Source organism: Variovorax sp. F042, from assembly GCF_057814215.1.
This window is the reverse complement of record NZ_JBVASX010000005.1, coordinates 148204-169040: the sequence shown is the minus strand read 5'-3', so window position 1 is coordinate 169040 and position 20837 is coordinate 148204. Positions and strand designations below refer to the sequence as shown.

General features: G+C 67.2%; 13 protein-coding genes, 1 tRNA gene and 1 pseudogene. 11 read left to right on the top strand and 4 right to left on the bottom strand.

The features are described from left to right. Positions 1–20 precede the first annotated feature (20 nt). Entirely contained in the window at positions 21–6143 is a 6123-nt protein-coding gene (locus ACZYSP_RS18510) for a hybrid sensor histidine kinase/response regulator (RefSeq protein ID WP_489015780.1), read from the top strand. A 54-nt stretch (positions 6144–6197) separates the two neighbouring features. Here the strand turns inward: ACZYSP_RS18510 and ACZYSP_RS18505 are convergent, their stop codons facing one another. Beyond that, on the bottom strand, positions 6198–7697 hold the full coding sequence (locus ACZYSP_RS18505) for a cryptochrome/photolyase family protein (RefSeq protein WP_489015778.1): 1500 nt from the start codon (positions 7695–7697) through the stop codon (positions 6198–6200). Between ACZYSP_RS18505 and ACZYSP_RS18500 the strand changes: the two genes are divergently transcribed. From ACZYSP_RS18500 to ACZYSP_RS18475, 6 genes are read left to right on the top strand one after another with little or no spacing between them, the layout of a single operon-like run. Continuing rightward, entirely contained in the window at positions 7698–8297 is a 600-nt protein-coding gene (locus tag ACZYSP_RS18500; protein ID WP_093056627.1) for a YqgE/AlgH family protein, read from the top strand. Positions 8298–8308: 11 nt separating this feature from the next. Next, a complete protein-coding gene (gene ruvX, locus ACZYSP_RS18495) occupies positions 8309–8758 on the top strand; it encodes a Holliday junction resolvase RuvX (protein ID WP_489015981.1) in 450 nt (149 codons plus the stop codon). After that, positions 8755–9252, top strand: coding sequence for a bifunctional pyr operon transcriptional regulator/uracil phosphoribosyltransferase PyrR (gene pyrR / locus ACZYSP_RS18490; protein ID WP_093056626.1), 498 nt, complete (start codon positions 8755–8757; stop codon positions 9250–9252). Before ruvX ends, pyrR begins: the two co-directional genes overlap by 4 nt. Further along, on the top strand, positions 9252–10214 hold the full coding sequence (locus tag ACZYSP_RS18485; protein ID WP_093056625.1) for an aspartate carbamoyltransferase catalytic subunit: 963 nt from the start codon (positions 9252–9254) through the stop codon (positions 10212–10214). Before pyrR ends, ACZYSP_RS18485 begins: the two co-directional genes overlap by 1 nt. Then, positions 10211–11494 (top strand): dihydroorotase, encoded by a 1284-nt coding sequence (locus tag ACZYSP_RS18480; RefSeq protein WP_489015775.1) that lies wholly within the window; start codon positions 10211–10213, stop codon positions 11492–11494. Before ACZYSP_RS18485 ends, ACZYSP_RS18480 begins: the two co-directional genes overlap by 4 nt. Positions 11495–11522: 28 nt before the next feature. Beyond that, on the top strand, positions 11523–12269 hold the full coding sequence (locus ACZYSP_RS18475) for a lysophospholipid acyltransferase family protein (RefSeq protein ID WP_093177416.1): 747 nt from the start codon (positions 11523–11525) through the stop codon (positions 12267–12269). A 179-nt stretch (positions 12270–12448) separates the two neighbouring features. Here ACZYSP_RS18475 and ACZYSP_RS18470 read toward each other — a convergent pair whose 3' ends face one another. Both ACZYSP_RS18470 and ACZYSP_RS18465 read right to left on the bottom strand, forming a co-directional pair. Beyond that, positions 12449–15502, bottom strand: a complete 3054-nt coding sequence (locus ACZYSP_RS18470; protein WP_489015772.1) for a hypothetical protein — start codon at positions 15500–15502, stop codon at positions 12449–12451. A gap of 738 nt (positions 15503–16240) precedes the next feature. Next, positions 16241–16612: a hypothetical protein gene (locus tag ACZYSP_RS18465; RefSeq protein WP_426390430.1), complete on the bottom strand. Its 372-nt coding sequence runs from the start codon at positions 16610–16612 to the stop codon at positions 16241–16243. Positions 16613–16828: 216 nt separating this feature from the next. Here ACZYSP_RS18465 and ACZYSP_RS18460 point away from each other — a divergent pair. Then, positions 16829–17086: pseudogene (locus tag ACZYSP_RS18460) on the top strand (helix-turn-helix domain-containing protein); the annotation flags it as partial. A 199-nt stretch (positions 17087–17285) separates the two neighbouring features. On the opposite strand, the gene ACZYSP_RS18455 reads toward ACZYSP_RS18460, so the two are convergent. Further along, a tRNA-Arg gene (locus ACZYSP_RS18455) sits at positions 17286–17360 on the bottom strand. 230 nt (positions 17361–17590) lie between these two features. Between ACZYSP_RS18455 and ACZYSP_RS18450 the strand changes: the two genes are divergently transcribed. The 3 genes from ACZYSP_RS18450 (at position 17591) to ACZYSP_RS18440 (ending at position 20816) form a co-directional block, all read left to right on the top strand. Further along, positions 17591–18610: a Bug family tripartite tricarboxylate transporter substrate binding protein gene (locus ACZYSP_RS18450; protein WP_093057507.1), complete on the top strand. Its 1020-nt coding sequence runs from the start codon at positions 17591–17593 to the stop codon at positions 18608–18610. Positions 18611–18734: 124 nt separating this feature from the next. Continuing rightward, positions 18735–19256: a tripartite tricarboxylate transporter TctB family protein gene (locus ACZYSP_RS18445; RefSeq protein ID WP_426390429.1), complete on the top strand. Its 522-nt coding sequence runs from the start codon at positions 18735–18737 to the stop codon at positions 19254–19256. A 24-nt stretch (positions 19257–19280) separates the two neighbouring features. Beyond that, positions 19281–20816, top strand: a complete 1536-nt coding sequence (locus tag ACZYSP_RS18440) for a tripartite tricarboxylate transporter permease (RefSeq protein WP_489015769.1) — start codon at positions 19281–19283, stop codon at positions 20814–20816. Positions 20817–20837: the final 21 nt, after the last annotated feature.

Sequence of the window (20837 nt, the reverse complement as noted above, 5' to 3'; positions counted from 1 at the left end):
AAGAACGGCGAGCACCCAACGTGTCGATTCAAACCCCTGCCACGGCCCCCCTCGCCGGCAATGTGCCGGCCACCGAAGACCTCGGGCCGCTGGCCTGGGTGCTGGGAGAAATCCAGAAATCCCTCGACGGTGTAGGCAAGTCGCTGCGGCGCTTCGTGCGCGACGTGGACGCTGCAGCCGAGCCCGAGGCCGGCCCGCTGCAGATGGCCCGCCAGCAACTGCACCAGGCCGTTGGCGCGCTCCAGATGGTGGGGCATTCCTCGCCCGCGCTGGTGCTCGGCGCCATCGAGTTCGCGGTGCAGGGCTTCATCGCCGAACCGCAGCGCTGCACCGACGCCGCGGTGGTCAAGATCGAGCGTGCCGGCTTCGCCGTCACCGATTTCCTCAACGCCCTGCTGGCCGGCAAGCCCGTGTCGTCGGTGGCGCTGTTTCCCCAGTACCGCGACGTGCTGGAGCTCGTCGGCAACGAGCGCGTGCACCCGGCCGACCTGTGGAGCACCGCCTGGCGCTGGGTCGAGGTCAAGCCCGCGCTGACGCAGGCCGCCATCGCCTATGACCCGGCCGTGCGCTCGAAGCTCGACCGCGAAGTGCTGCAACTGGTCAAGACCGGCGACGTGCAGGCCGCCCGGCGGCTGCATGCGCTGTGCCTGGGGCTCGGCCGCGGCGCATTGCTGCCCCGCGTCGCCAGCTTCTGGACCCTGGCCGCCGGCTTCTTCGAAGCCCTGGCCACCGGGCTGATCACGCCCGATTCCTACGTCAAGCGCGCCGCCTCGCGCGTGCTGCTGCAATACGCCACGCTCGCGCGCGGCGACAGCCTCGTGTCCGACCGTCTCGGACAAGACCTGCTGTTCTTCTGCGCGCAGGCCGTGCCCACCGCCAGCGACGACGCCGCCACGCTGCGCACCGTGCGCAGCGCCTGGGGCATCGCCGGCGAACAGCGCATCGACTACACCGTCGAGCAGTTCGGCCGCTTCGATCCGCTGGTGCTGCAACAAGCGCGCAAGCGTATCGAGACCGCCAAGGAAATGTGGTCGGGCCTCTCGGGCGGCGACATCACCCGCACGCGCCAGGTGGCCGACACCTTCGCGCAGCTCGGCGAATCGCTGCAGAAGCTGCACCCGCCGAGCCTGCCGATGGTGCAGGCGCTGACCCATTCGGTCGAAGCCTCCGTGCGTTCCGGCCAGGCCCCGGGCACCGAACTCGCGATGGAAGTCGCCACCTCGGTGCTCTACCTGGAAGCCGCGCTCGAAGACCTCGACCCGAGCGATCCGCAGCTCACCTCGCGCACCCTGCAGCTGGCGGGCCGCATCGAACGCGTGCGCGCGGGCGGCCATTCCGAGCCGCTCGAGCCGTGGATGGAAGACCTCTACCGCCGCGTGAGCGACCGCCAGACCATGGGCACCGTGGTCGACGAGCTGCGCAGCCACCTGAGCGAACTCGAAAAATCGCTCGACCAGTATTTCCGCCGCCCGGCCGAAAAGGGCCTGTTGCGCACAGTGCCGACGCAGCTCCTGCAGATGCGTGGTGTGTTCTCCGTGCTCGGCCTCGACCAGGCCGCGCTCACCGTTCAGCGCATGCGCGACGACGTCGAGGCGATGCTCGTCAGCACCTCGCCGGCCGAAGAAATGGCCGGCTTCGACGCGCTGGGCAACAACCTCGGCGCGCTCGGTTTCCTGATCGACATGCTGGGCTACCAGCCCGCGCTGGCCAAGCGCCTGTTCGTGTTCGACGCCGACGCCGGCGAACTCAAGCCGCTGATGGGCCGCCAGGCCACCGACAGCACTGCTGCCGACGGCACCGCTCCGAGCCCGGCTCCGGTCGCCCAGGCCGTGCTCAGCATCGAGGAAGTCGATGCACAGATCGCCTCGAAGCTCGCCGCGCTCGCCACGCCCAACCGCAAGGCCAAGGTTTCGCCGATCGAGGAATTCAGCAGCAAGGCCGACAGCTGGACGAACAAGATTTCCGGTCCGTCCGCGCTGCCCGACACCGAAGTCACCGAGCTCGAAGAAGACGACCTGCAGAACATCTTCCTCGACGAAGCCCGCGAGGTGGTGCAGAACGGCCTGGCCGCCATCGCCGAACTCGCCAGCTACCCGGACGACACCGAAGAACTCACGATCCTGCGTCGTGCCTTCCACACGCTCAAGGGCAGCTCGCGCATGGTCGGCCTCACCGACTTCGGCGACGCCGCCTGGTCGCTCGAACAGGTGCTCAACACCTGGCTGGCCGACCAGCGCGCCGCCACGCCGGAACTGCTGTCGGCCACCGAACGCACGATGAAGGACTTCAGCCAGTGGGTCGAGGCCATTGCCTCGGGCTCCGCGCACGGCTGGCAGTCGGCACCATTCAGCCGCGTGGCCAACGCGCTGCTGGCCGGCGAGCCCGTGCCCCCGCCGGTGCGCGTGGCCGATGCGGAGGCCCTGGCGGTCGCCGCGCGCCACATCGCGGCCGAAGCGCCTCATTCCGCGCCAGCGCCGCTCGAAGTTGCGGCGCCGGTGCCGGCGCAGCTGCCGCCCCTGCAATTGCCCGATCTGCCGGACCTGTCGCTTACCTCGGAAGCTCCCGTACCGGCTGCGGCGCCCGAGGTGCCGTTCGAAACCGTGGCCTGGCAGGAGCCCGAGAAGGCTGTCACGCCCGAGCCCGACGACGATTTCGCATCGACCGACTTCATCGATTTCGAAGCGAAGCAGACCACCGAGCCTGCAGCGCTGGGAGCCTTGCCGAGCGGCGAGGAGTTCGATTTCCTGGCGCCCCCTGCGAAGACACCAGCGGCCGCCGAACCGGAGCCGGCAGAGCCCGCTCCAGTCATCGAATCGATCGAAGCCACCGTGCCGACCACCGCCGGCCTGCCCGACCTGGACTGGGAGCCCGAGCCGCTGCCCGTGCAGGCTGCTGCCGTTGTTGCAGCCGAGCCCGAAGTCATCGAAGCCGCGGCGCTGCCGCTGCACGAAGAAGAGCCTGAAGAACCGGTCGCCGCACCCGAGCCGCAACCGGTGGCTGAAGCAGAGCCGGAGCCCGAGCCCGAACTGCCCGCCCCGGCGGTTGCCGAAGAAGTGCTCGTGCCCATCTTCGAAGCACCCCCCGTGCCCGAAGAGCCGCAGATCCTCGTTGCCGACAAAGCAACAGAAGCAGAAGCGCCCGAACCCGTCGTGGCCGCTGCGCCCGTCGCACCGCAGGAAAGCGCCGAAGACCAGGTCAAGGTCATCGGCCCGCTGCGCATCGGCATCCAGCTCTACAACGTCTACCTCAACGAGGCCGACGAATGGTCGCGCCAACTCGCCACCGACGTCGGCGAATGGGCGCTCGAATCGCACGAACGCCTGCCCGACTCGACCGTTGCGCTGGCCCATTCGCTGGCCGGCAGCTCGGCCACGGTCGGCTTCCACAGCCTGTCGGGCATGGCCCGCCTGTTCGAAGCCGCGCTGCAGCATCTGCAGATGCAGGGCAGCGGCACGCGTGAGCAGGGCATGGTGCTGGTGGCCGCGGCCGACGAGCTGCGCCGCCTGCTGCACCAGTTCGCCGTCGGCTTCCTGCGCGATCCGGCCGAAGGCACGCTGCAGGCGCTGCGCGACATCGCCAATTCGCCGATGCCGACCGAAGTTGCCATGCGCGCCGAAGTCCGGCCGCTGCAGCAGGTGGTGGTCAGCGATTCCGTCGCCGACGTGGCGCTGGACGATTCCGAAGACGCCATCGACCTGGCCGACGCGGTCGACGTCGACCTGTTCCCGATCTTCGAGGAAGAGGCGGCCGAACTGCTGCCCCAGCTCGGCGAGGCGCTGCGCCAGTGGGCGCATCACCCCGACGACAGCGCGCCGCGCGCCTCGGTGCTGCGTACGCTGCACACGCTCAAGGGCAGCGCACGGCTGGCCGGCGCCATGCGCCTTGGCGAGCGCGCGCACCGCATGGAGTCCGAGATCGAAGTCCTGGGCTCCCAGGGCGCGGAACGGGCCGACATCGAAAAGCTGCTGACGCGCCTCGACGCCCTGCAGGCCACCTTCGACGCACTGCGCGCGGCCGACGATGCCACGCAGGTCGAGCTGGCCCAGATCGTGGCCGCGGCCACCGCGACCGCATCCGCCGCCCAGCTGCTGCAGGTGGCGCCCGAAGCCGGCGTGCCGGCGAACGACGAAACCGCCACCCCCGTGGCGGGCCTGGAAGACGAAGAATCCGTCGCTGCCGCACCGGCCGCACCCACGACGCTGCAACCGCGCCCCGCGCCCGCACTGCTCACGCCCCTGCGTGCCGCAACGGGCCAGGCCGTGCGCATCCGCACCCAGCTGCTCGACCGCCTGGTCGCGCAGACCGGCGAGGTCATCATCACGCGTTCGCGCCTGGAGGCCGAACTGGGCCAGCTGCGCGGCTCGCTGTCCGACCTCACGGGCAATCTGGACCGCCTGCGCCAGCAACTGCGCGACATCGAAGTGCAGGCCGAAAGCCAGATGCAGTCCCGCCTGGCGCAAGCCAAGGACTCGCAACAGGGCTTCGACCCGCTGGAGTTCGACCGCTTCACCCGCGTGCAGGAACTCACGCGCATGATGGCCGAGTCGGTGAACGACGTGGCCACCGTGCAGCGCACGCTGCAAAAGACGGTGCAGGCGACGGAAGACGACCTCAGCGTGCAGGCACGCCAGACGCGCGAACTGCAGCGCGGCCTGCTGCGCACGCGCATGGTGGAGTTCGAAGGCATCTCCGACCGCCTCTACCGCGTGGTGCGCCAGGCCTCGAAGGACACCGGCAAGCAGGTGCGCCTGGATATCGTCGGCGGCTCCATCGAAATGGACCGCGGCGTACTGGACCGCATGACGCCCGCCTTCGAGCACTTGCTGCGCAACTGCGTGGCCCACGGCATCGAGGATTCGGCCGTGCGCGAGAAGGCCGGCAAGGACGCCAGCGGCCTGATCGTCATCGACCTGCACCATGAAGGCAACGACGTCTCGGTGAGCTTCCGCGACGACGGCGCCGGCCTCGACAACAAGCGCATCGCCGAGCGCGCCCGCGCTCTCGGCCTGCTCGGCCACGACCAGGAGCTGTCGGCCGAAGAAGCCACCGAGCTGATCTTCAAGCCCGGCTTCTCGACGGCGGGCCAGGTCTCCGAACTGGCCGGCCGCGGCATCGGCATGGACGTGGTGCGCGCGCAGATCGCGGCGCTCGGCGGCCGCATCGAAACGCACAGCAACCCAGGCCAGGGCACCACCTTCAAGCTGGTGCTGCCGCTGACCACCGCCGTGACGCACGTGGTGATGCTGCGCGCGGGCGAGGTGTCGATCGGCGTGCCGTCGAACCTGGTGGAGCTGGTGCAGCGCGTGGGCGGAACCGACCTCGAGGCCGCCTACCTGCACAACAGCCATCCCTTCGGCCACGAACAGGTGCCGTTCTACTGGGCCGGCGCGCTGCTGCAGGCCTCGACCCGCAGCGAGCATGCGGGCGCCAAGAACAACACGATCGTGGTCGTGCGAAGCGCCGCGCAGCGCGTGGCCCTGCACGTGGACGAAGTGCTGGGCAACCAGGAAGTCGTGGTCAAGAACCTCGGCCCGCAGCTCGCGCGGCTGCCCGGCCTGGCCGGCATCTCGGTGCTGGCTTCGGGCGCGGTGGCGCTGATCTACAACCCGGTGGCGCTGGCCGCGGTGCACGGCGAACAGGCGCGCGAGCGCCAGGCCGCCGCGCTGGTGGCGCCGGCGCATGCCGCATCGGCTACGGCCGGGCAGGGCGCGCCGCAGGAGCCGTTGCCGGTGCTGGCCCCGGTGGCACCGCAGATTCCGCTGGTGCTGGTGGTGGACGACTCCATCACCGTGCGCCGCGTCACGCAGCGTCTGCTGCAGCGCGAAGGCTATCGCGTGTCGCTCGCGGCCGACGGCCTGCAGGCGCTCGAACGGCTGCAGCAGGAACGCCCGGCGGTGGTGCTGTCGGACATCGAGATGCCGCGCATGGACGGCTTCGACCTGGCCCGCAACATCCGCGCCGACGCCGCGCTGGCCGAGCTGCCGATCATCATGATCACCTCGCGCATCGCCGAGAAGCACCGCGACTACGCGCGCACGCTGGGCGTGAACCACTACCTCGGCAAGCCGTACTCGGAAGAGGAACTGCTGCGCCTGGTGCGTGCGTACACGAGCGAGTCGACGACGCTGGCTGCCGCCGCCTGACGCGCGGTTTTCAGGCAGCGATAAAGAAAAGGGCCTTCGGGCCCTTTTCTTTTTCTATTTCTGCAGCGCCTTCGCCCGCGCCACTCCGTAGCGCTGCAGCGTCTTCTCGCGCGCTTCGGCGTGGTCCACCACCGGCTTCGGGTACGTCTCGCCGAGCTTGATGCCGGCCGCCTCCAGCTCCACCGGCGACGCCATCCACGGCGCATGGATCGCCGCATTCGACAGCCCCGCCAGCTGCGGCAGGTAGCGGCGGATGAACTTGCCCTCGGGGTCGAAGCGCTCGCTCTGCGTCACCGGATTGAAGATGCGGAAGTAGGGCTGCGCGTCGCAGCCGCTCGAACTGGCCCACTGCCAGCCGCCGTTGTTCGAGGCCAGCTCGAAGTCATTCAGGTGCAGCGCGAAGTAGGCCTCGCCGCGCCGCCAGTCCAGCCCCAGGTCTTTGCACAGGAAGCTCGCCACCACCATGCGCAGGCGGTTGTGCATGTAGCCGCTCTGGTTGATCTGCAGCATGGCCGCGTCCACCAGCGGGTAGCCGGTGCGGCCCTGGCACCAGGCGTCGAACAGCTGGTCGGCGTGCTTGCCGTGGTGCCAGGCGATCTTGTCGTACTCGGGCCGGAAGCTCTTCGACTCGCCGCCCCTGTGCACGTGCGGAAAGTGCACCAGGATCTGGAAGTAGAACTCGCGCCAGATCAGCTCGCTCAGCCAGGTCGTCGCCCCGGCGTTGCCCTGCAGCGAGAGCTGGTGCGCCAGGCTGGCCATCTGCCGGATCGACACCGTGCCGAAGCGCAGGTGCACGCCCATGTAGCTGGGCCCGCGCACCGCCGGAAAGTCGCGCGCCTCGTGGTAGCGGTCGATGCGCTCGAAGAAATCCTCGAACAGCAGGCCCGCGCCGCGCGTGCCCGTGGGAATTTCCAGCGCCGAGAGGTTGCTCTTCTCGAAGCCGATCTCCCGCAGCGCCGGCACCGGCTCGCCATAGGCCTGCGGCGAGGGCGCCAGCGCGTCGGCGTGGCTGCGCACCGGGTACGACTTGAGGAAGAACGCATCGACCTTCGCCAGCCAGGCCCGCTTGTAGGGGGTGAACACCGTGTAAGGCTGGTCGGTCTTGGTCATGACCTCGTCGCGGTCGAAGACGGTGGAGTCTTTGTAGGTGTGGAAGGCCACGCCGGCATTGGCCAGCGCGCCGAACACCTTGGCGTCGCGCTCCAGCGCGTCGGGTTCGTCGTCGCGGTTGGCAAATACCGCCTGCACGCCGAGCTCGCGCGCCAGCGCCGGAATTTCCTGCACCGCCGCGGCATGCCGCACGATCAGCCCGCCGCCCAGCGCGCGCAGTTCGGCCTCGAGCTCCACCAGCGATTCGCGGATGAATTCGACCCGGCGGTCGACCGTGGGCAGGGCGTCGAGGATGGCCTTGTCGAACACGAAAACGCAGACCACCTGGCGGCAGGCCCGCAGCGCGCGATACAGGGCCGCGTTGTCGTCCACCCGGAGGTCTCGGCGGAACCACATGAGCCCTTTGGGATAGGTCTTGTCAACGGCCAGTAAAATCGGAGGCATATGGCCGCCGATTCTGCCCCGATGAACCTTACGCATCACTTTTTGATAGCGATGCCCGGGATGGAAGACAAAACTTTCAACCGCAGCGTCGTGTACCTCTGCGAACACAGCGAGCGCGGTGCGCTCGGCCTGGTAATCAACAAACCCAGCGACATCAACCTGAGGGTGCTGTTCGAGAAGATCGAGCTCCACCTGGCGCGCCCCGAGCTGGGCGAAGCTCCCGTCTTCCAGGGCGGCCCGGTGCAGACCGAACGCGGCTTCGTGCTGCACGAGCCGGTCTTCACCCAGGCCGAGAAGCCCGAGGAATCGGTCTACGCCTCGACCATGACCATCCCCGGCGGGCTCGAAATGACCACCTCCAAGGACGTGCTGGAGGCCCTGGCCACCGGCGCGGGCCCGCGCAAGGTGCTGGTTTCGCTGGGCTATGCGGCCTGGGGCGAAGGCCAGCTCGAATCGGAACTGGCCGAAAACAGCTGGCTTACCGTGGGCGCCGACCCGGCCGTGATCTTCGACACCCCGATCGAGCAGCGCTACGACAGGGCGCTGCTGCTGCTGGGCCTCGAAGCGTGGAAATTGTCGCCGGACGCCGGACACGCATGAGCGCAGCCGCCATGCCAGACGCTCCCGCTCCCACCGCTTCTTCTCCCGTTCCCGCTGCTGCCGCTCCCGTCCCAGCCCATTTCCAGACCTTCCTGGCCTTCGACTTCGGCCTGAAGCGCACGGGCGTGGCCAGCGGCAACCGGCTGCTGCAGACGGCCACCCCGCAGCCCACCATCAAGGCCGAGGGCGACGCCCGCTTCGCGCAGGTCGAGGCCCGCATCAAGGAATGGCAGCCCGACGCGCTGGTGATCGGCGTGCCCTACCACCCCGACGGCGCCCCGCACGAGAACACCCGCCGCGCGCAGAAGTTCGCGCGCCAGCTGCGCGGCCGTTTCAACCTCCAGGTGTTCGAGGTCGACGAGCGCTACAGCACCACCGAGGCGCTGGCCTCCGGCGCGCGCGATGCCGATGCCGCCTCGGCCTGCATCATCCTGGAGCAATTCTTGAGGAGTCTCACGTGAGTTCAATTCCCGATGCCGAAGCGCTCTACACCAAGCTGCTTGCCGGCGTTAAGACGCTGATGCGCCCTGAAACCAGGCTGGTCGGCATCACCTCCGGCGGCGCCTGGCTGGTCGAGCGCCTGCAGAAAGACCTGGGCCTGAGCGGCGCCCCCGGCGTCATCTCGTCGGCCATGCACCGTGACGACTTCGCGCGCCGCGGCCTCTCGGCCAGCGCGCAGACCGTGCTGCCCTTCGACGTGAACGGCACCGACGTGCTGCTGCTCGACGACGTGCTCTACACCGGCCGCACCATCCGAGCGGTGCTCAACGAGCTGTTCGACTTCGGTCGCCCCGCCAGCGTGCGCCTCGCGGTGCTGGTGGACCGGGGCGGACGCGAACTGCCCGTGGCCGCCGACTTCGCCGCCACCACGCTCACGCTGCCGAACACCCAACTGCTTGCCCTGGCCCGCGCCGCAGACGGCGCCTTCAGCCTCAAGGTGGAGGAAAGCAAGTAATGCTCTACAAGCGAAATCCGCAGCTCAACAAGAACGGCGAGCTGATCCACCTGCTGTCGATCGAAGGCCTGCCCAAGGACATCGTCACGCACATCCTCGACACCGCCGCCAACTTCACGAGCGTGAGCGACCGCGAGGTGAAGAAGGTGCCTCTGCTGCGCGGCAAGAGCGTGTTCAACCTGTTCTTCGAGAACAGCACCCGCACCCGCACCACCTTCGAGATCGCGGCCAAGCGCCTCTCGGCCGATGTCATCAACCTCGACATCGCGCGCTCCTCGGCCACCAAGGGCGAATCGCTGCTCGACACCATCGCCAACCTGAGCGCGATGGCGGCCGACCTGTTCGTGGTGCGCCACAGCGAGTCGGGCGCGCCGTACCTGATCGCGCAGCACGTGGCGCCGCACGTGCACGTGGTGAACGCCGGCGACGGCCGCCACGCGCACCCGACGCAGGGGCTGCTCGACATGTACACGATCCGCCACTACAAGAAAGACTTCTCGAACCTCACGGTCGCCATCGTCGGCGACGTGCTGCACTCGCGCGTGGCGCGCTCCGACATCCATGCGCTCACCACGCTCGGCTGCGCAGAAGTGCGCGTGGTGGGCCCCAAGACGCTGGTGCCGAGCGACATGGCCGGCATGGGCGTGCGCGTGTGCCACACGCTCGAAGAGGGCATCAAGGACTGCGACGTCGTCATCATGCTGCGCCTGCAGAACGAGCGCATGAGCGGCGCGCTGCTGCCGTCGTCGCAGGAGTTCTTCAAGACCTTCGGCCTTACGCCCGAGAAGCTGCAGCTCGCCAAGCCGGACGCCATCGTGATGCACCCGGGCCCGATCAACCGCGGCGTGGAGATCGACTCCGCCGTGGTCGACGGCAAGCAGAGCGTGATCCTCCCGCAGGTCACTTTCGGCATCGCCGTGCGCATGGCGGTGATGAGCATCGTGGCAGGTAACGAAGCATGAACACACTGATCACCAACGGCCGCGTCGTCGACCCTGCATCGGGCATCGACAAGAAGGCCGACATCGCCATCGCCGACGGCAAGATCGCCGGCATCGGCAGCATCCCTGCCGGCTTCAAGGCCGAGCGCACCATCGATGCCGCGGGCTGCATCGTCGCCCCCGGTCTCGTCGACCTTGCCGCGCGCCTGCGCGAGCCCGGCTACGAACACGAAGGCATGCTCGAAAGCGAAATGGCCGCGGCCATTGCCGGCGGCGTCACCAGCCTCGTGTGCCCGCCCGACACCGACCCCGTGCTCGACGAACCCGGCCTGGTCGAGATGCTCAAGTTCCGCGCCGAGAAGCTGCAGTGCGCGCGCCTGTTTCCGCTCGGCGCGCTCACGCGCAACCTCGCCGGCGGCGTGCTGACCGAGATGGCCGAGCTCACCGAGGCCGGCTGCATCGGCTTCAGCCAGGCCGACGTGCCGCTGGCCGACACGCAGGTGCTGCAGCGCGCGCTGTCGTACGCCAGCACCTTCGGCTACACCGTGTGGCTGCGTCCGCAAGATCGCGACCTCGGCAAGGGCGTTGCGGCCAGCGGCCCGCTCGCCACGCGGCTCGGCCTCGCGGGCGTGCCCGTGTCGGCCGAGACGATCGCCATCTTCACCATCGTCGAGCTGATGAAGGCCACCGGTGCACGCGTGCACCTGTGCCGCATCTCCAGCGCCCGCGGCGTGGCGCTGGTGCGCGAAGCCAAGGCGCAGGGCCTGCCGCTCACCTGCGACGTCAGCATCAACTCGCTGCACCTGGTCGACACCGACATCGGCTACTTCGACAGCCGTGCACGCCTGAACCCGCCGCTGCGCCAGCAAGGCGACCGCGAGGCGCTTTCTGCCGCGCTGGCCGACGGCACCATCGATGCGCTGGTGTCCGACCACACGCCGGTCGAGGCCGACGCCAAGACGCTGCCCTTTGCCGAGAGCGAAGCGGGCGCGACCGGGCTCGAGCTGCTGCTGCCGCTCGCGCTGCAATGGGGCGAGCGCAGCGGCGCGGGCGTCGCGCGCGCCATCGAGGTCATCACCTCCGCCCCCGCTCGCCTGCTGGCCGCCGAAGACGCGGGCACCGGTATCGGCCGCCTGGTGGAAGGCGGCGTGGCCGACCTGTGCATTGCCGACCCCGGGCTCGAATGGCAGGTGCTGCCCGATGCGCTCAAGAGCCAGGGCAAGCACACGCCGTTCGCCGGCTATCCGATGCAGGGCCGCGCACGGCACACGCTTGTGGCGGGCCGGATCGTGCACGGCTGACAGACAGAAAGAAAGAACGACGCCCCCGATGGTTCATTCGTTGAAAGCCTGCTGGCGCCTGCTGCACGCGGTGGGGCATGCGCTGGTCGGCTGGTGGACGATTCGCTTCACCTTTCCCAGCCTCGAGCAGGCAGAGCGCAATGCGCGCGTGCAGGCATGGTCGAAGCGCATGCTCGAGATCATGGGCATCACGCTGAAGGTGCAGGGCACGCCGCCGCCCGAGGGGCCGGTGCTGCTCATTTGCAATCACCTCTCGTGGCTCGACATCACCTGCCTCCATGCGGCACGCCATGTGCGCTTCGTGTCGAAGTCGGACGTCAAGAACTGGCCGCTGATCGGCACGCTTTCCAACGGCTCCGGCACGCTCTACATCGAGCGCGAACGCCGCCGCGACGCACTGCGCGTGGTGCACCACATGACCGAGGCGCTGCGCAACGGCGACCTGATCGGCGTGTTTCCCGAAGGCACGACCAGCGACGGCCGCGGCCTGCTGCCGTTCCATGCCAACCTGCTGCAGGCAGCCATTTCCTCGGGTGCACCCGTGCTGCCCGCCGCGCTGCGCTTTGCCGATGCCGCCACCGGCGAGACCAGCCAGGCCCCACGCTACATCGACGACGACAGCCTCGCCGCGTCGCTGTGGAACACCCTGCGCGCGCCGCCGCTGCTGGCCATCGTGCGCTTCGGCGAGCCGCAGGACCCGCACGGCCGCGAGCGCCGCGCCTGGGCGCAGTCGCTGCATGAAGACGTGCAGCAGTTGCGCCGCGAAACACACTGAAGTCAAAAAAAGCGCTCCTCGAGGGAGCGCTTAACGACGCAGGAATGCGCCGTGAGGAGGAACCGGGAGCCCTTCGGCAAATGCTGCCTGCCGAAGGCCTTCAAGCCTCCACTTTGACCGTGTGCGCGGCCCGTGCCTGCGGGATAAGGCAGGCCGGGCGCGTCGGTGCTTGCCTACAGTCAGCCCAGCAGGCCGTGCAGGATGTTGGTGACCGGGCTCACGACGTGGTTCACCGTCTGCTCGACCTGGCTGGTGATCGGCGCCACCACTTCGGCCAGGCCCGAGCCGACGGCGTGGCCCGCGCCTTCGACCACGCTGGCCACCGTGTCGACCACCGGCGCCACGACACCCGTGGCCCCTGCCAGGATGTCCGTTGCCGGAGCCGCGGCGTGGGAGACCGTGCTGCCCACGGTCTCGACTGCCGGAGCGACTGCGTCGCCCGCCGGCTGCAGGACGTTGGCCACGGCGCCGTCGCCGCCCAGCGCGCCGAGCAGACTGCCGACGAGACCGTCCGCGCCCAGCAGGCCGCCGACCAGGCCGTCGCTGCCCAGGAGGTTGCCCACGATGCCGTCCTCGCCGAGAACACCACCGAGCAGGCCGCCACCGCTGCCACTGCCGCCGCCGAGTACGCCGCCAAGGAGGCCATCGTCACCCAGGACACCGCCCAGGAGACCGCCGTCGCCGCCGGTCACGCCACCGAGCACGCCACCCAGCAGGCCATCGTCACCCAGGACACCGCCCAGGAGACCGCCGTCGCCGCCGGTCACACCGCCGAGTACGCCACCCAGCAGGCCGTCGTCACCCAAGACACCGCCAAGGAGGCCACCGTCACCGCCGAGTACGCCGCCCAGCAGACCGCCTTCGCCCAAGACGCCACCGAGGAGGCCACCGTCGCCGCTGAGTACGCCACCCAACAGGCCGTCGTCACCAAGGACACCGCCGAGGAGACCACCGTCACCTCCGAGTACGCCGCCCAGCAGACCGCCTTCGCCCAGGACACCGCCGAGGAGACCGCCGTCGCCGCCCAGCAGACCGCCTTCGCCCAGGACACCGCCGAGGAGACCGCCGTCGCCGCCGAGCACTCCGCCCAGCAGGCCGCCATCACCCAGGACCCCGCCGAGGAGGCCGCCATCGCTGCCAAGCAGACCGCCCAACAGACCACCGTCGCCCAGCACGCCACCGAGCAAGCCGCCATCACCGCCCAGCAGGCTGCCGAGCGGGCCTTCGGCGCCGAGAAGGCCGTCGTCGGCCAGAACACCGCCCAGCAGGCCGTCGTCACCGAGAAGGCCGCCAAGCAAGCCGTTATCGCCCAGCACGCCGCTGAGCAGGCCGCCATCTCCCCCGAGCAAACCGGCCAGGGGTGTCTCGCTCAGCAGGTCGCCGACCACGCCGTCGGGTCCGAGCAGGCTGTCGACCAGCCCGCCTTCGCCAAGCAGGCCGCCGGTGAGGCCTTCGCTGCCCAGCAAGCCGGCGAGCGAGCCGTCGCCGCCGAGCACGCCGCCCAACGGGCCATCGTCGCCGAGGAGGCCGTCAACACCGCCGAGCACGCCGCCAAGCAAGCCACCGTCACCGCCAAGCAGACCGCCCAGCAGGCCGTCGTCACCCAGCACGCCGCCAAGCAGGCCGCCGTCGCCGCCGAGCACACCGCCCAACAGGCCGTCGTCACCCAGCACGCCACCGAGCAAGCCGCTGTCACCGCCGAGCAGGCCACCCAGCAGGCCGTCGTCGCCAAGCACTCCGCCAAGCAAACCGCCGTCGCCGCCGAGCAGACCGCCCAGCAGGCCGTTATCACCCAGGACGCCACCGAGCAGCCCGCCGTCACCGCCGAGCAGGCCGCCAAGGAGCCCGTCATCGCCAAGCAGTTGCCCGATCAGACCGTCTTCGCCGAGCACGTTGCCCAGCAGGCTGCCGTCGCCCAGCAGACCTTCGAGCACCTGCCCGACCACGCCGTCGGTGCCGACCAGTTCGTCCACGAGGCCGTCGATGCCAAGGCCGGTGGTCACGCCGCCGAGCAGGCCTTCGCTGCCGAGCACGTTTTCGAGGATGTTGCTCAACGCATCGGTCAGGTAGTCGACCTGGCCGATCAGCGACCCGACGAGCGCGTCAGTCAAGCCGTCGCCCAGCAGCCCGTCCACCACGGGGGTGAGCACGCCGCCGATGTTGACGGCCAGGTTGTCGACGGTGTTGTCCAGCGGATCGAATGCGTTCGGATCGTCGGGCCTGAACTCGTTGCCCGCGATCGGCGAGAGCACGTCGTCCAGCAGATCCGTGAGGCCGTCGGCCGCGGGCATCAGCGATGCCAATGTGCCGGATGAACTGGCGGCGACGCTTCTGGCCGCGGCGGCGCTGCCACCTCCGAGGCCGAGGACGTTGTCCAGGGAGCCGAGCAGATGGCCGGCGAGGCTGTCGCCTGGATCGAGCAAGTGGTCGGCATCAGCGTCCGCATCGGCGTCTGCGTCTGCATCCGCGTCGGCATCAGCGTCCGCATCTGCATCTGCATCTGCATCTGCATCGGCGTCTGCATCGGCGTCTGCATCGGCGTCGGCGTCGGCGTCGGCGTCGGCGTCAGCATCACCGTCTGCATCCGAGTCGGCATCTGCATCCGCATCTGCGTCGGCATCGCTGTCGCCAACGCCCGGAACGAAGAAAGGAACCGCGCCGCCGTCGCTGCCGCCGCCACCGCTCAGCGCGGCGCCGAGCGCGACAGCACCCAGTGCGCCGAGCGCGAATTCACCCAGCCCGATGCCGCTGCCGGCAGCGGTCTTCTTGCTCACCGCAAGCGCCGCGGCTTCCGCGTCGCTGTCGGGCGAAGTCACTTCCAGGTCGCCCGAGGCCACGTCCACATTCACCTGCTCGAGGCCGCTGGCCAGCTTGGTCGTGCTGATGGTGGCGTCGGTGCCGCCTGTGAAGACGCCGGACAGCGGCGCCTTGTTGGTGGCCGATCCGGGGAAGAGAACATTGGCGTGGCCGTCCTGCGGAACGATCACGCGGTCGCCGGCCATCAGCGCCTGGCTGCCGTCGACGGGAATCGAGACGCCGTCGCGCATGAGGACCGTGCCGGGCGTGGCGTTCGACAGCGATCCGATGCCGGCCGGCGCCGCGGGCTGAACTGCGGCGGCGGTAGTGCCCATGGGGGCAATCGGCTTCACTGTCGCCTGGGCGATGACCACCGGCGCAGCACCGTTGTCGGCGCCTCCGGCGATCGAAGAAATCGATGCATTGGCATCCGTCATGGCAGTCTCCTCGGTGGTGGGACTTACTGACGGGGCAACTTGCGTGCCGCATTCTCGCGATGCATCGAGCGCGCATGCGCCGAATGTGCAAGCTATTGATTCATATGAGTTTTTTGCCGGATCAGTGCCGCGATGGAGATCGGCGAAAGCCCTTGGCTGAGCGCTCTTCGGCGCTTGTTACGTAGCGTTGTTACGCGCTGGGGTCGTAACGAGTGCTCGCGCAACGGCAGTCGCCGAAGGCTTCGGCAACGGGTATCTGAACAGGGGCTTGCTGTTCGACAGGAATCGAAAATCATCCTGCAGGCCGCATGAATACTAGATGTCTTGATTTTTTGTTCCAAAGATACCGACAAAAGTACCGGCAAATTCTTTAGTGTCGTGCTTGCGCAACTACGGGATGGGGTTGGATTTTCTCATCGCGAGGCGCTGGGAGCGTTGCGACCGTGCAGCACTTGCGGAGCTACAAGAGGCGAGCCTATTGGTATCGGTGCCATCTCTACGGCGTGCGTTTTCCCTGCTCGCAACGGGAATTGGGCCAACACCATCGCCGCTCGCGGCGCTTCAGAGGAGATGCAACTGCTTGTCGTTGGCCCCCTTCACCTGGCCGAACCAGATAGCCGACTTGATCGGTTGGCTGCACGTGGTTTGGCGGTCCATTGGCTGATTACGTGATCGCCCAAAGAAAAGCTTTCTGTAGAGGGTCAGTCACTTGAGCCGGTGCGCAATGCTGAGCCAAGGCTACTTGCGCTTCTGGCTTTGATACATCGCGGTTAGCGTGTTCGCCAAATCGTCTGCAACCGCAAAAATCAGTGCATCCGGCATCAGCGCGCACCCTCTGTCCAAGACCATTTTTATTGATGTGGGGTCTGGGACTTCCAAAACCATCTTGACTGTGGTGCCAGTGGAATTCTTGCTTGATAGGTAACCCTGCACCCAAGAGGTCATCATTGCCTCCGTGATGGTTTCCATAGCCAGCCCTGCCGGCGCCTTGCGAGCCTTGATCCAAACATCGCATGAACTGTTGCCGACGCCACCGATTGCGACCTGCGCCTGCAGCAGACCAGTCGCACACAGCATGATTGCCAGGATAACGTATCGAATAGATTTCATGAGCCCATTTTCCACGAGGCGGCGGGCCTCTAAGAGCGCTCGTAAGTACCTACTATGTGCTGCAGCGATGTGGCCGATGCCTGAGTCGAAGCTGAATTGAAACTCGCGGGTGTTGATTGCCGCCGAAAATTGACCCTCTAAAGCCAGTAATTTCCGTCTAAGACTGACCCACGTAAAACTCTACCCTGCTCATTTTTAAAGCAGGGGATCCTAGGAGTGATAGACGTGGCGACATTGAGTGTCATCAGACGCTGGGCCCTGCGCGAGCAGATGTCCATTCGCGAGATAGCCAGGCGTACAGGCCTGTCTCGCAACACCGTAAAGAAGTATCTGCGTGCGGGCGAAGAAATGCCGCGCTACGCCAAGCGGACGGGCTCAAGCAAGCTCGATCCCTATGCCGAGAAGCTCGCGACCTGGCTCGCGATCGAGGCAACCAAATCGCGGAAACAGCGGCGCAATCTGCGGCAGATCCACACACTCAACCTAAAAAGGAGAACACCAAGCACTTATCCACACCGTGAAGCCTTCAGGCTCACAAAGCGAGTGGGTCAGTATTCAATGGAAATCTAGGGTCAGAGATCGGCGGAATCCAACAGTGAGGCAAAGAAAAACCCGCTACGCTGGAGAAACGTGCGGGTTTTGATGCCTGGTGAGACACCGTGATGTCGGTATTTGGTGCCTTCGACAGGAATCGAACCTGTATCTGAGTCTTAGGAGGACCCCGTTCTATCCATTGAACTACGAAGACGGATTGAGGCGAGAGGAGAGGAGACCCCGCTGCGCGCCGCGATTTTATAGGCTTGGCGATGACAGGACGCGCAGGGCCCGCCAGCGCGGGCTAACCCGAATACGAAATCTGCGAAAAGTTGACCGCGATCAAGCAGGCGTGAATCAGTGGCGCGCACCATCGTGCCGGTCCGTATCTCTGCTCAGATCCAAGAACAAAAAAGAGCGAAACACTACACAGGAGACAACCTGATGAAGAAGATCGCTTCGCTCGTTCTGGGCCGTACGAAGGTCGTTGCCGCGGCCGTCCTGGCGCTGGCAGCCGCCACGCCCGCCCTCGCATGGGAACCCACCAAGCCGGTGGAGTTCGTGATTCCCGCCGGCACCGGCGGAGGCGCCGATCAGATGGGGCGCCTGCTGCAGGGCATCGTCATCAAATACAAGCTGATGAAGGAGCCTCTGATCGTCGTCAACAAGTCGGGCGGCGCGGGCGCCGAGGGCTTTCTGGCGGTGAAGGAGGCCAAGGGCGATCCGCACAAGATCGTCATCTCGCTGTCGAACCTGTTCACCACGCCGATGGCTACGGGCGTGCCTTTCAACTGGAAGGACATGACACCGGTCGCCATGCTGGCCCTCGACCAGTTCGTGCTGTGGACCAACGCGACCGAGCCCTACAAGAACGCCGGCGAGTACATCACCGCGGTGAAGACCGCGGGGCCGAGCAAGTTCAAGATGGCCGGCACGGGCTCGAAACAGGAAGACCAGATCATCACGGTCGCGCTCGAGAAAGCCACCGGCACCAAGTTCATCTACGTGCCGTTCAAGGGCGGCGGCGAGGTGGCGGTTCAGCTGGTGGGCGGCCATGTGAATTCGACGGTGAACAACCCGATCGAGGCGGTGGCGCAGTGGCGCGCGGGCAAGCTGCGCGCGCTGTGCGTGTTCGACGACGAGCGCATGCCGTTCAAGGCCAAGGTCACGGACACGCAGTCGTGGAACGACATCCCCACCTGCAAGGAAGCGGGCGTGCCCACCAAGTACACGATGCTGCGCGGCATCTTCATGCCGCCCGGCGTGACGCCCGACCAGCTTGCGTTCTACAAGGACCTGCTGGTCAAGGTCGCCGCCACGCCGGAGTGGAAGGAGTACATGGAGAAGGGTGCCTTCAACCCGACCTTCATGACCGGCGACGCCTTCGCGAAATGGCTCACCGAGGCCGAGGCCACGCATCGCACGCTGATGGCTGACGCGGGCTTCCTCGCAAGCAACAAGTAGCCGACAGGTCGCGACGGCGGCACGCGCCGCGCGGCACCCACAGAGTGCCGGCGGCCCGACGGACGGCGTGCGCGCCGCATCCGTCCCTTCTTTCTTTCTCACACACAACCACGATGGGGGCTCCATGGAGCACGACGAAACATCCGAGGGCCCGGCGCGTTCGGGCATCTCCACCCACCTGGTCGAAGCGGCGGTGGCATTGGCGCTGCTGGTGATCGGCCTGGTGGTGGTCTTCGAGGCGCGCAAGCTGGGCGCGGGCTGGACCACTGACGGCCCCGGCGCGGGCTACTTCCCGTTCTTCATCGGCGTGATCATCACGATCTCGGGCGCCGGCATCCTCTACCAGGCACTGCTCGGCAAGAGCCGCAACACCGCGGTGTTCGTCGATTCGGTGCAGCTCAAGCGCGTGCTGTCGGTGCTGGTGCCGGCCACGGTCTACGTGCTGGCGATCACCTTCCTCGGCATCTACCTGGCATCGGCGATCTACATCGCGCTGTTCATGGTGGTGCTGGGCAAGTACGCGTGGCTCAAGAGCGTGCTTGCCGCGCTGGCGGTCAACACGCTGTTTTTCTTCATGTTCGAGGTCTGGTTCAAGGTGCCGCTGTTCAAGGGCACTCTCGATCCGCTTCGATTCCTCGGCTACTGAACCTACTCACGGAGCACAAGCGAAATGGAAGAAATCAGTGCCCTGATGCAGGGCTTTTCAGTGATCCTCACGCCGATGAACATCGGCCTGATGTTCGTCGGCATCATCCTCGGCGTGTTGATCGGCGTGCTGCCCGGCCTCGGCGGCGCCAACGGCGTGGCGATCCTGCTGCCGCTCACCTTCACGATGTCGCCGACCTCGGCCATCATCATGCTGTCGTGCATCTACTGGGGGGCGCTGTTCGGCGGGGCCATCACCTCGATCCTGTTCAACATACCGGGCGAGCCGTGGTCGGTGGCCACCACCTTCGACGGCTATCCGATGGCGCAGAACGGGCAGGCCGGCGCGGCGCTTACGACGGCCTTCACCTCGTCGTTCGTGGGCGCCTTTCTCGCGGTGGTGATGATCACCTTCCTCGCGCCGCTGGTCGCCAAGTTCGCACTCAAGTTCGGCTCGCCCGAATTCTTCGCGGTGTACTTGCTGACCTTCTGCAGCTTCGTCGGCATGGGCAAGGGCTCGCCCTTCAAGATCCTGGCGTCGATGGCGCTGGGCTTCGCACTTGCGAGCGTGGGCATGGACACCGTCACCGGCCAGCTGCGCCTGACCTTCGGCCAGCCCGAGCTGATGCGCGGCTTCGACTTCCTGATTGCGGTGATCGGCCTGTTCGGCATCGGCGAAATTCTGCTGTCGATGGAAGAGGGCCTGAAGTTCTCCGGCAAGAGCGCGAAGATCGATCCCAAGGTGGTGTGGCAAACGTGGAAGCAGCTGCCCAAATACTGGGTGACCTCCATCCGCAGCTCGCTCATCGGCATCTGGATGGGCATCACGCCCGGCGGCGCGACGCCGGCCTCGTTCATGAGCTATGGCCTTGCCAAGAAGATGTCGAAGAAGGGCGCCAAGTTCGGCACCGGCGAAATGGAAGGCGTGGTCGCACCCGAAACCGCCGCGCACGCCGCCGGCACCAGCGCACTGCTGCCCATGCTGGCGCTGGGCATCCCTGGTTCGCCTACCGCTGCCGTGTTGCTGGGTGGCCTGCTGATCTGGGGCCTGCAGCCCGGGCCGCTGCTGTTCGTCGAGCAGAAAGACTTCGTCTGGGGCCTGATCGCCAGCATGTACCTCGGCAACATCGTCGGCCTGATCGTGGTGCTCAGCACCGTGCCGCTGTTCGCGTCGATCCTGCGTATTCCGTTCTCGATCATCGCGCCGGTGATCATCGTGATCTGCGCGATCGGCGCCTACACCGTGCACAACGCGATGCTCGACATCTGGTTCATGCTCGGCTTCGGCGTGATGGGCTATCTCTTCAAGAAGCTCGACTTTCCGCTCGCGCCGCTGGTGCTTGCGCTGGTGCTCGGCGACAAGGCCGAAGACTCCTTCCGCCAGGCCATGCTGGTGTCGCAGGGCGACGTGATGGTGATGTTCTCGAACCCGCTGGTCGGCGGCATCACCACGCTGGCGCTGGTGCTGCTGTTCTGGCCGCTGATCTCGAAGGCGCTGGCGCTGTTCAACAGAAAGCCGAAGAAGCCCGACGAGTTCGCGGTCGAACGGCCGGTGGACTGAAACACAACGAGGAGCCAAAGA